11 protein-coding genes are annotated in these 10,827 nt (G+C 67.9%); 4 read left to right on the top strand and 7 right to left on the bottom strand.

The genetic code is table 11. The features are described from left to right. Positions 1-122: 122 nt before the first annotated feature. On the bottom strand, positions 123-1,106 hold the full coding sequence (locus E5082_RS30580; protein ID WP_135794476.1) for an ArsR/SmtB family transcription factor: 984 nt from the start codon (positions 1,104-1,106) through the stop codon (positions 123-125). Positions 1,107-1,249: 143 nt separating this feature from the next. Here E5082_RS30580 and E5082_RS30575 point away from each other — a divergent pair, with 143 nt between their 5' ends. Next, positions 1,250-1,651, top strand: coding sequence for a hypothetical protein (locus tag E5082_RS30575; protein ID WP_135794475.1), 402 nt, complete (start codon positions 1,250-1,252; stop codon positions 1,649-1,651). Between the two features lie 999 nt (positions 1,652-2,650). Here the strand turns inward: E5082_RS30575 and E5082_RS30565 are convergent. Beyond that, a complete protein-coding gene (locus E5082_RS30565) occupies positions 2,651-3,253 on the bottom strand; it encodes a Tat pathway signal protein (RefSeq protein WP_244321657.1) in 603 nt (200 codons plus the stop codon). 203 nt (positions 3,254-3,456) lie between these two features. On the opposite strand from E5082_RS30565, the gene E5082_RS30560 reads away from it, so the two are divergent. After that, the gene (locus E5082_RS30560; protein WP_135794474.1) at positions 3,457-4,623 is read left to right on the top strand and encodes a hypothetical protein; all 1,167 of its coding nucleotides are present in this window, start codon (positions 3,457-3,459) and stop codon (positions 4,621-4,623) included. A 1,122-nt stretch (positions 4,624-5,745) separates the two neighbouring features. Here E5082_RS30560 and E5082_RS32550 read toward each other — a convergent pair. The 3 genes from E5082_RS32550 to E5082_RS30545 form a co-directional block, all read right to left on the bottom strand. Beyond that, on the bottom strand, positions 5,746-5,946 hold the full coding sequence (locus E5082_RS32550; protein WP_167514180.1) for a hypothetical protein: 201 nt from the start codon (positions 5,944-5,946) through the stop codon (positions 5,746-5,748). A 177-nt stretch (positions 5,947-6,123) separates the two neighbouring features. Beyond that, positions 6,124-6,534 (bottom strand): SRPBCC family protein, encoded by a 411-nt coding sequence (locus E5082_RS30550; RefSeq protein ID WP_135794472.1) that lies wholly within the window; start codon positions 6,532-6,534, stop codon positions 6,124-6,126. After that, entirely contained in the window at positions 6,531-6,845 is a 315-nt protein-coding gene (locus E5082_RS30545; protein ID WP_135794471.1) for an ArsR/SmtB family transcription factor, read from the bottom strand. The genes E5082_RS30550 and E5082_RS30545 overlap by 4 nt, the downstream gene beginning before the upstream one ends. A gap of 297 nt (positions 6,846-7,142) precedes the next feature. Here E5082_RS30545 and E5082_RS30540 point away from each other — a divergent pair, with 297 nt between their 5' ends. Continuing rightward, positions 7,143-7,580 (top strand): glutaredoxin domain-containing protein, encoded by a 438-nt coding sequence (locus E5082_RS30540; protein WP_135794470.1) that lies wholly within the window; start codon positions 7,143-7,145, stop codon positions 7,578-7,580. Between the two features lie 63 nt (positions 7,581-7,643). On the opposite strand, the gene E5082_RS30535 is transcribed toward E5082_RS30540, so the two are convergent. Continuing rightward, positions 7,644-8,573 (bottom strand): amidohydrolase family protein, encoded by a 930-nt coding sequence (locus tag E5082_RS30535; RefSeq protein WP_135794469.1) that lies wholly within the window; start codon positions 8,571-8,573, stop codon positions 7,644-7,646. A 522-nt stretch (positions 8,574-9,095) separates the two neighbouring features. Beyond that, the gene (locus E5082_RS30530; protein ID WP_135794468.1) at positions 9,096-9,746 is read right to left on the bottom strand and encodes a DUF4360 domain-containing protein; all 651 of its coding nucleotides are present in this window, start codon (positions 9,744-9,746) and stop codon (positions 9,096-9,098) included. Between the two features lie 294 nt (positions 9,747-10,040). Here E5082_RS30530 and E5082_RS30525 point away from each other — a divergent pair, with 294 nt between their 5' ends. Then, the gene (locus E5082_RS30525) at positions 10,041-10,229 is read left to right on the top strand and encodes a hypothetical protein (protein WP_135794467.1); all 189 of its coding nucleotides are present in this window, start codon (positions 10,041-10,043) and stop codon (positions 10,227-10,229) included. The last annotated feature ends 598 nt before the right edge of the window (positions 10,230-10,827 follow it).

The following is a 10,827-nucleotide window of genomic DNA, read 5'->3' as shown; positions in this document are numbered from 1 at the left end:
GGTCGATCTTCCGGGTCTCCTTCCTGCGGCGTTCCAAGACGGCAGAAAGACGGGCACATTCGGGCAGTTGACCTTGCTGCCGATGGCTGGATCTGAGCGTGATCGCCGTTGTGCAACACCCTTTAGGTGTCTGTCGAGGTGCGGCGATACAGCACCGATCGGCCGGACCGGGAGCGGGTGACGAGGCCCGCACGATGCAGTACGCCCAAGTGGTAGGAGACGGTAGCGGGGCTGAGGAACTGGCGCGCGGCCAATTCCGTGGTGGAGGCCGGTTGGGTCAGCGCGGCGAGCAACCCGGAGCGGGTGGGGCCGAGTAGCTGGGCCATCTCGGCGGAGGGCTTTGCCGGGGCGAAGGTGCGGGCGATCGCTGTGCTGCGCACGGGATAGACGAGTGTCGGGGGCTGGTCTTCGTCGTGGGTGGGGTCTACGTGCGCGGCCGGTCGTGGTGCGACCAGTGACGGCATGACGACAATCATGGGGACGTCCGGCAGTGCGATGCGCAGACGGCTTTCGACGTGAAGGGTTCCGTCCGCCCAGCGGAGGCCGTGGTGCAGCGAGTTGAAGAGCTTGGCCGCCCCTTGCCGCACCAGTACGCCGGCGCAGCGGTTGACCTCCGCATGTAGAACGGCCTCGGCGGCTTCCCAATGTGGGGCGAAGGCCAGCTCCCAGTAGCGCCGTAACTCGTCCGCCGCCTGCCGAGCCATCTGCCCACCGCCCTGGGTCATGGCGCGTCGTACGTCTTTCGACAGCTCGGAACCGGCGAGGCCGTTGCGTGGCCGGCCGCCGCGCAACGCCTGCATTTCGGCCAGGACACGTCCGGGCGGGGTGCGCCGGACCCGCTGCAACTCCTCCTCGATGGTGGGTGAGGGGCCGGAGGGGAGTGGACTGAGGAAGTCGGGCACGTATCCGGGCCCGGCCAAGGCCAGCGCGGACAGCAACGGTAGGCGGGCCCGGCGCAGGACGCGCCGTGCGCGAGCGACCCACGGGGCGGCTTCGGGGGACGGTTGCAGACCCCAGGGAAGCAGGGTCGCCGTCACCTCGGACAACGGCGAGACAGCGAAGCGGGAGCGAGCGAGCCCGGCAGCGTCCACGGTGAGCTCGATCATGGCCCCCCGTCCTGCCCTCTCGCGCCACGACGATTCATTCGAACCTGGTCGAATGCTGCCACAAAGCGTCGCGGCGGCGGGGGGATCGACACAAAGTGGTGAGGCACCGAAACCGATGCTCTCTTCTCGCACGGAGGACGAAAATGATCTCGAAGCTGCGACCCACGCTCGTGCTGGCCGCGACAATCCTTGGCCTCGCGATCGCCACCAGCGCGCCCGCAACTGCGGCGACAGGAGGAGGATGCGGCACCAAGGAAACGACCGATGCCTGCATCAGCAAGTCGGGGAACTACGTTTACGCAGACTTCTACCAGAACGCCACGCCGGACAGCAGCAGCACCAAGGCTGTCCTCACCCTCTACAACAAGGGGGCAGCGGTGAAGTCGGCGACCTACGCCCTCAATCGGACCGGACGGTTCGGGCCGATCAACTACAACGTCGCCACGCTCCCCGTGACCAGCGGAAGCGCCTACTCCTGCGTGAAGGTGTACACCAGCACGGGCGCCCTGCACCGCACCAGCTGCAGCCCCACGCTGTACTACTGACGCGGTGATGGCCTCCGCGGTCGACGCCTGTTCACGAGCTTGTGCCCTGCCCTGCGGTTGCCATTCGGACTCGGTCTCTTCCACCAGGGCGGCCCTGAGAGCGCTTCTGCGGGGTCGTCAGCTTCCCGGCACGTAGCGGTCCACCGTCCGGCGCGACAAGCCCAGGCGCTCCGCCAGGGCCTTGGTCGACCCCCTCGCCGCCGGTGCCCATCCGGGTGCTGCTGCTCGGGGACCAGGAGCTCTCTGGGGCAGAGTCTGGGGCGCGAGGCCAGCCGATGGGGATTTATGCAGCTCAGCGCCGGTGGTGTGGCGGCAGCGTTAATTCAGGTGAAGCCCGGCAGCAGCTGGGCCGGGGAGGCTGCGGCCCGATCAATAGCTTCTCGATGTCCGTCAGTGGCGTGTTGTGCAAGGCGGCGCGCGAGGACAGGAAACCCCGGCTCGTGCGGGGAACTTGGGGCGGGCGGTGGGGCAGGCCCGATTCGGGCCTGCCCCACCGGCGGTTCACGAGGTGGCACACCGGCCCCCGGAGGACTCAGGTTTTCGGTGGGCTGGTTCGCGCTCTGCTCCACCCGGCCGGCGAGGACGCCGATGAACAGGAGGGACGAGCCTGGGGGCTCCCCGCCGGTCGAGCCGGCGGGGAGCCCTTCATTTTGGGAGCGCAGGTCATCCCAAGGTGGTCAGCTCAGCCGCGGCCGTCGCACGCCTTGCAGTCGCCGCTGCCCCGGCAGCTGTCGCACTTCCACACACCTCGGTAGCCGGAGCCATCGCAGGTGGTGCACTTTCCATCGCCCTTGCAGCGCTGGCACTTGTTCCACATGGTGAGACCTCTTCTCGTTACTGTCTTGTCGGTCGATGTCGTTCGTCGGCAGGTAGCGTCTGGTTAGCCGCAGTCGTTGTGCGTCGTTGCAGCCCGCGCAGGGGCACCAGCACCCTCTGATCCGGCAACCGGCGCCACCGCGGGCCGAGCGCTCGCTTTCGCTCTTTCCTGCTGATTGGCCCTCAGTACGTACGGGCCTTCTCCCAGCCGCGCGCGTTGTCCAGCGTGGTCTTGAAGTAGTTCCTGGGCGGGGTGCTGTCGCCGTCGGGCAGGTGGCTGCTGCTGAGGGCGGGGCTGTACTTGCGGAAGATCGCGATTGCCTTCGTGAGGCAGTTGTTGTGAAGGATCTGGTAGCCGTTCTTCTGCATGTTGTTGAAGGTGCGCTGGGCGGCCTTGAGGTCGCCGCCAGCCGTGTTGATGCACCGGTAGGCGTCGTAGCGGGCGAGCTCGACCGTGCGCTTCTTGCTCTTCGTCTCACCGCGCATCTCTGACCAGGTTCCGCCCTGGATCCAGCTGCCGTTGTCCTTGCCCGGCAGGGTGGTGGAGTCTCCCTCGGCGTTCTCGGTCGCGCCCCAGATCCAATGGTTGGTGTTCTTCGGGTCGCGGATCGCCCAGGCGACGTGTCCGTAAGTCCGGCCGGCGAACTTGGCGCCCTCCTTGTCCAGGAAGAGGCACACCCGGCCGCCCGACGCAGCCTCGGCAGGTGCGGACGCTGCGGTGAGGCCGCCGACGGCGAGCATTGCCGCAGCCGCTGTCACCGCGAAGGCACTCTTGATTTTGATCATTCTGGTGGTTCTCCTGTTCTCGTTGGCCCCGACGAGGGGGGCGACGGCCGGGCGTCCCGTGCCGCTGAAACCGAATCTGCCGCAGCGGGACAGGGAGATCACCAGTGCAAGAGCGACGAGGATTTGCGGCGCAACTTGCACCTCCGTAACCTGCTGTTTCTCGGTTGCACCGCAACGAGATGTCCCTCGGAGGGGAGCCGTTGATGGGGGATCAGGGGGAGTTGTTCGCGGAGTTGTCGCACCGCCTGGCACAGGCCCTCGACGCATGGCAGACATGCGTGGGAGAGCCGACCGAGCGGGGGAAGCCGCCGCGCAAGGTCCTAGTGAAGGCTCTGGAAGCCGAGCGGGAGACGCCCGTATGGCAGTCCCGCAAGAGGATCGACGAGGCACTGCTGTCGTACTGGCTGAAGGGCCGCGACCAACTGCTGCCCGGCGTCAAGCACAACCGGCTGCCCAGCGAGGAGGACTGCGCGGCTGTTGCGCGGGCGCTGAAGGACCATGCGCCCGAGAACGCTGAACAGCTCCCCAAGATTGGCTGGGAGATCGCCGACCTGGCGCGCCGCCTTCGAGCCGCAGGTGGACCGGGCTGGAGGAATCGAGTCCTGGCGAGCATCAGTGGGCAACTCGCCGAACCCGTTGAACCGGCCAAGGCCATCGAGCCGACCCTAGCCGCGCAGGCTGCCGGGCGGGCCACGGCCACCGAACCGGCCGAACGCGTCGGAACAGCCGGCGCGGCCGAGCCGACCGCAGTCCTAGCGCAGACGGCTGGGCGACGCTGGAAGAACGGGGGGGTCTGGGCGGCGGCCACAGTTGTAGGGGTGGCCGGGGCAATCGCGCTGGTCGTGTGGCTGGAGGGCAGTGGAGAGTCCTCCTCGGCGGGTGAGAAGCCAATCGGGTCGGCCGGGCCGGGCACTCAGGGCGCGGACGTGGCCAAGCCGGGGACTTCTGCGCCAACCGAGTCCGGCGGCGTTGAGGGTAATCATCGATGTGGAAAGGCGCGGAGTGCAGGTGCCGTGTCGTGGACGCCGTGCACAATCCTCGCCAAAGACGGGACGATGTCCTTCCTGGTGCAGTTCACGAACACCTCGGGCAAGCCGGTCACAGTGAAGGCGAAGCTCGCCTACGTCCAGGCCTCGGTGGAGCAGACCTGTCCAGACCCGTGGGGGACTTCGGTGAAGATCACCGTCCCCGCCAGAGCGACGAAGACCAGCCCGCTGGATGCGTGCACCGCTTCGTTGACGCCAGCTCAAGCGTTCCAGGCCAAGGGCTGGGTGGTACCCAGTGATGCAGTGCAGTGGGGGTATCGCGAGCACTCTCCGACGCTGCACGTGCGGGGCGACGGCACCCCGGTGTGGGCCGACGAAGCGTGATGACTCGCCCGTGGTGCACGGGCTCGGGCCGGGCCGAGTCCGTGCAGACCCCGCCGCCGCTGCCCGCAGCGTGGCGCGGTTGGACGCGGGCCTCCCGGCATTCTCACAAATGACCGTCTGTGAGAGTTCTGCGAGAGCCTTGGGGGTGATCGCGTTTCCGCAGGTCACCGTTCGCGAAAGTCCTCTCGACACTTGCGTGTTGTGCGAGGCAGTTCTGAGAGACTGCCGCCATGGATTGACGCCCGATCAGGCCGCATCGGCGGTAGAACGTCACGACTGCCCGAACTGTGACGTGCCCGCCCCAACCGGGTCGTTGCGCCTGCACAAAGAGGTCAGGATCGGCCGTGTCGGCCCTGGCGATCCGCCCCGTAGCGGCGCGGAGGTACAGCCCGCAGCAGCAGCCCGACCCCCTGTCTGCCTTAGGGAACCTCCCACCCCGCCGCGGAGTCGTGATGGGTGTGATCCACATAGGGAGCGAACTGCTCGACAAAGCACCCACGGGCGTCAGCGCCGTCGCCCTGCTGCTTCTCGGCGGTGGGAGAACGAGCGCCGCAGTCGACGGGCCGACGCGCGTAAGGAGCTGGCCGCCGACCGCGCCGCACCCAGGCCAATGAACTGGTGGCCGCCGTCCTCGCGCTCAGGTTTGCGGAGAATACGCACGACCATCTCCACGCGGGCTGGGGCACCAAGGCGCGCGTTGCGCTGGCTGCACTCACCAGGGCAGTGCGGCCGCAGCGCGGGCAGGAGCAGGCGGAGCGGCGACCGCTGTCCCGGTCTTCCTCGGTGAGGCAGGCCGGATCGTTGCCGGTGGGAGCAGGACGCCTTGGCGTCTGCGGCCGGTCTGACTGCCCCTTGAGTCGGCTTGGAGCGGCTGTCGCACCGCTCATGAACCGTACGGAGCCCGAGATCGCGGCGGGAGCCGACGCGATCTTCAGAGCAGCGACCGAGCACCACGGGGACGACGAACAGATGACCGCCGCTCTGGAGAGCTTCCGCGCGGCCCTGCGTCCCGCCCTGGCACCCCCTTCTCCTCGGGTTCGCCGACGGGGGCTGTTCCCGCGTTCACGGGAGGGGTAGCCATTAACCCCAGCCGTGCGCCCACGCGGAGGGCGGGGAGCCGGACTAGCAGTCGGCGGACTCGGCGAAGGGGGCGTGCGTGAGGGCCTGACGCGTGGCGACCAGGTCGGCTCCAGCGTCCTTGCACTTGCCCCACCAGCGGTGGGTGTTCACGGCGGCCGTGGCGTCGAGCAGTGCGGCGCGCAGTTCGTCGTACTGGTGATCTGTTCGGGTGTCCAACCGTTCGTGGCGGGCCGTTCGGCCCACTCCTTGCCCCGCTCCTGAATGCCCTCCCAGCCGGGGTGGGGTTCTCGGAACCAGGGGAGGGTCTGCTGGTAGTCGTGCAGCTCGGCGTACAGGTCGGCGGGCCGGCCATCGACCCCACACCGGAATCGGAGGCCACACCCCAGCCAGCCGCGTCACCAACCTGTCCGGACAGCACACCTAGGCGGTCTCGGCCAGGGTGGAGTCGAGCCGATTCAGGACGTGGGGCCAGCCCTTGCCCATGCCGGCGTACGCCTGTCGGCCGATCGCTGAGTCGAGGTCGAAGCCCGCGTGGGTGAGGACGAGGCGGGTGCCCTCGCCCTCCGGGTGCAGCGTCCAGGTGATGGTGGTGTCGAGCGAGCCCTCGGCGAATCGATAGGCCAGCAGCCGCTGGTCGTCCACCTCGGTGACCTCGCAGGGCTGGCTGCCGAAGGTGCCCATGTCGAGGGTGAAGCGGTGCCCGGCGACGGGCTTGATGTCGCCGGCGGCCCACCAGCGGGCGTGGAGGTCAGGGTCGGTCAGGGCCTTCCACACCGCGGCCGGCGGGTGGGGCAGGAACTTCTCGCAGGTGATCGTGTTGTTCTCGGTCATGTCTCGTTGTCCTCGTCCAGGAGATCGGACAGCGCGTCCAGGCGCTGCTTCCAGTAGTGCTCGAACGGATGCAGCCACTCGCTCACCTCGGCCAGTCGCGCCGGTTCGAGGTGGTAGAAGCGGTGCCGGCCACGCGGCTCCTCGCGCACCAGTCCGGCGGCACGGAGCACCGCCAGGTGCTCGGACACCGCAGGCCTGCCAAGCTCGAACATCCCGGCCAGCTCTCCTGTGGAGCGAGGGCCGTCCCGCAGGCTTTCGAGCAGTCTGCGGCGGACTGGGTTGGCCAGCACGCCGAACACGTCGGAAGGCATGACACCATTATGCGTCAGAAAATTCCGACGCGTCAACAATCTCCGACGCATCGATTGAAGGGCCAAGTAGGGCGGTCACGTCGAGGTGACCGCCTTTCCGCATGGCGGACCGGGAGGCCACTCAGCTCAGTCGGCCCCGGCTCGCGGGGCGTCAGCACTCACCTTCACGGCCTTCGTCCACGTGCAACCTTGGTCGGAGCACATGATCAGACGTAGGCCGCCTCAGCGCCCGGCGAACGTCCAGGTGAGTGGCCTAGTTCAAGGAGCATTTCGACTCGTCGAGTAGCCTGCGGCACCATGATGCGCGCCTGGATCCTGCCGATGTTGCTTGTGCTGTGCGGCTCAGCTGTCGCGACTGGGCAGATGTTCAATGGGAGCCCCGGCACAGCCGCAGCACTCTTCCTGGCGTTCTTGGCGCTCGCAGGCGTGAACTCGCCTCTGATCTTCCCGAGGTCGGTCGGCGCCCGGGAGGCGCAACGCCGCAGCGTGGCCGACGGTCGACCAATCGTCTTCTGGCGTCCGGGCTGTAAGTACTGCGTGCGACTGCGCATCCGGCTGGGCCGCAGTGCCCGGCAGTTACTTTGGGTCAACATCTGGCGCGACCCGGCAGGAGCCGCAGCGGTGAGAGCAGCCAATGACGGCAACGAGACCGTGCCGACCGTCGTCGTGGCGGGCCAGCCACACACCAACCCCCATCCCGCATGGGTGCGCGAACAGCTTTCCTCTTCCGCGTGATCAGAAACGGCGCCCGGGTGACCGCATACTCCCCGAGGGCCTGTTAGGAGCCGAGGCCTTTCATCACAGTCCGAACAACGTTGCCGCGTTGTCGTGGCACACGGCTCGCAGCCACTCCGGCCCGAGGCCGAGCCGCTCCAGAGCATGGAGCTGATGTGCGTACGGGTAAGGGATGTTGGGGAAGTCGGAACCGAGCAGGATACGGTCGCCGAGCCCGGCGAGCCGAGGCAAGGCATGGCGGGGGAACGGCATGAACGCCTCGGTGAAGTCGGTGAACGTCATGGTGGTGTCCAGCCGGACCTCCGCGTACTGCTCGGCGATGCCGAGGAAGTCCCCGTACTCGGGCATCCCCATGTGTGCGACGATCAGCCGTAGCTTCGGGTGTCGCGCCAGTACCTGTGCGATCGGCTCGGGGCCGGTGTATTTACCTGGAGCGGGACCGGAGCCGCAGTGGATCACCACGGGAACGCGGGCCTCGGCCAGCACCCCCCACGCCCGCTGGATAAGTTCGTCGGCCGGGTCGTAGGCCCCCACTTGTACGTGCGCCTTGAACACGCGCGCGCCCGCTTCGACAGCCTCTCGAACGTAGGTCTCGACACCCGGCTCGGGGTAGAGGGTGGCGGTGTGGAGACAGTCGGGGTTGCGGTGGGCGAACTCGGCGGCCCAGCCATTGAGCCAGCGGGCCATGCCGGGCTTGTGCGGGTAGAGCATCGAAGTGAACGCCCGTACACCGAACTTGCGCAGCACAGCGGTGCGTTCCGCCTCCTGCTGCCGGTAGCTGATCGGCCACTCCAGTCCGCCGGTCAGCGGCCCCTGCGCGTCGAAGTATTCCCAGACCTTGTGCAGGACGCGCTCGGGCATGAAGTGCGTGTGGACATCGATCAGTCCGGGAAGGCCGAGCCGGTTCCAGAAACGGCGGACCTCACCGGCCTCTTCATCCACGGCCACGTCGCTTGTCGCGCCTGGCGAACTTGTGCGACTGACAGGTGCCATTCGGTGATCGTTCACGTCTCCCACGATCAGCCATGGCGACGGGATGGGTCCAGCCCTTGTCCTACTGACGGCGTGAGTGATCGGTCACCAGGGCCACTGATCTCGTGGGCGAGGGCACGGACCGACGCCCGGTGCTCACGGCTGCCTTCACTTCGTCACGACAGCCGTCGGTCCGAGAGGCATCGTGCCGCCGCCGTCCTGCACGGCGGCTGGGTCGGGTTGACAGGGGTGGCGCACCCAGTCTCAGGGCAGCCAAAACCAGCATCGAGCCATATGACGGCCCCGGCCCCCGCCGCCGGCCTGACCTCGGCCCCGGCAACGGGCTGGCCGAACGCCCAGTGCTGGCCGAACGCGGCGGGAATGGGACAAGCGGATTAGCTGTATTGATGACGAGCGTCGTCAAGGCGGGCCGGTCCGGTCATGCCGCCCCCCTTGGGGCCGCGACGCGAACTGCCGGACAGACTCCGATGCCTCGTGCGACGCCGGCCGAGGGGCGGACGGCGTCGCACGGCCGGTGGCGCACTACTGCTTCGGGCACTCCTTCCACGCCAGGTGGTAGATCGTGCTGATGTCTCCGTCGGTGGAGTCCATCGTCATGAAGCTGACCTTGCCGGGGTTCGCGCTGCCCGCGTTCACCCTGAGCTCGGTGTTGATGTTGAAGTTGCGCAGGACACCGCAGGGCGCCCAGACCAGTTGGGCCCAGTCGGTGCTGTCGGTGACCTGCCAGTCGTCGTTGTAGGCGCCGCCGAAGGGGTGGGTTCTCGGCACGGTGCTCGAGGAGCCCTGGAAGTAGTACGAGGCTTTCTGCGTGGCGGTCGCGCCGGGCTGGAGCGAGAGGAAGCCCCGGTAGTCCGCCTGGGCGACGGCGTAGGTGAAGCCCTGCGGGACATGGACCACCAGGTTGAGCTGGCAGTTCTTGCGGAAGGCCGTGGGGTCGGAGTTGCCGCCGGCCTGGGCGAGGTAGTCGCTGTACGTCACCGTGAAGGCGGTGTTGTCCGGCGACACCGCCACGGCGGCCGTACCGGCCGGACAGCCGGAGCCGTTCACCGTCGCCACGTCGATGACGATCTTGTCCGGAGGCGGGTCGTCGAACACGGAGGACGGGTTCGGGGTGGGTAGCGCGGTGGTGAGGAGAGCGGCTACGGCGCCGCTCAGGAGGAATCCACCAGCCATGGTTTCTCCCGGTTGAGTGGGTGGGGGGTTCGGACTCCGGCCCTCCGTTCAACTTTGAAGAAACTGTGTGAAACCTGTGAAGGAGGGGGAGGCGAGGGAATCGTAGGAAGCCCCGCCCCGGCCCGACAGGGTCAACTCAAGCCATTCACTTCACGGGCCCCCAGTCGGCGCACCGTCCCGGGGTTCACCCAGGCCGAGGCACCGTCGAGGGGTGCGCCCAGGCCGGCACTCCGTTCCAAGCTCAGGCCCATCCTCACCGGTCAGGGCGACACGCGGGACGAGGAGTACCTCGCGGTGTACGTCCTGAAGTACCTCGGCAAGGGCAACACGCATGCCTCGGAGGAGCAGATCACGAAGTGGCTGCGTGGAGTCGATGGCCTGCCCGCGGCGGGGCACGGCTGGGTAGAGGACGCCGCGCGGACCGCGTGGTCTCTGGTTACCCGCTACAGCCTGCCGAACTGGCGCGGCCTCACCCCCCGGTGAGGCGTGGCACTCCATCCCGTAACCCACGCCATACACAGGTGGGCCCCGAACCAGTCGCAGGAGTTCGGGGCCCACCTTCTTGCCCGCCGGTCAGTGTGGGCCAGACATGACCATCCCCTGGGGGAGCTGTGAGCAAGGGGTTTGTTCTGGCGGTGCGTCCTCAGCGACATGTTGAAGATGTCGATCTGCGTGCGGAGCACGTCGGCGGGCACTGGATGGCCGAAACGCTGTGCCCCGCCGTCCTGGAGGTCGTCGATGGTCGGCGCGTCCGGCAGGGCCTCGGTGATCGCGTTCACGATCAGGTCATACCTGGTCATCACCAGGTCGAAGTCCCGGGGGTGGACTTCCAGCGAGCCTGGCAGCGACTCGTCCACTCACCTGCGGGAGCTTCCTCCGCCCGACAAGCCCCGCACATGCCGTAGGGGGCCGTCGCCCGGGTCAGCCCGCCGCAGCGGCAGGGGATCGCGTCATGAGGCGCCGACGTCAGTTACGCGAACGCGCCACCTCACGGCTGGACACTGGTTGGTCCGGAACCGTGGGGGGGCGCCGTGTCACGCAGCTACCACCTCAGTTCCGTCGCAAGGTTCCTCGACCTCGT

Origin of the sequence: Streptomyces griseoluteus (genome assembly GCF_004784465.1) — a bacterium.
GTDB lineage: Bacteria > Actinomycetota > Actinomycetes > Streptomycetales > Streptomycetaceae > Streptomyces > Streptomyces griseoluteus.
Note: the sequence above shows the minus strand (reverse complement) of the source record. Positions and strands in the feature narration are given on the sequence as shown.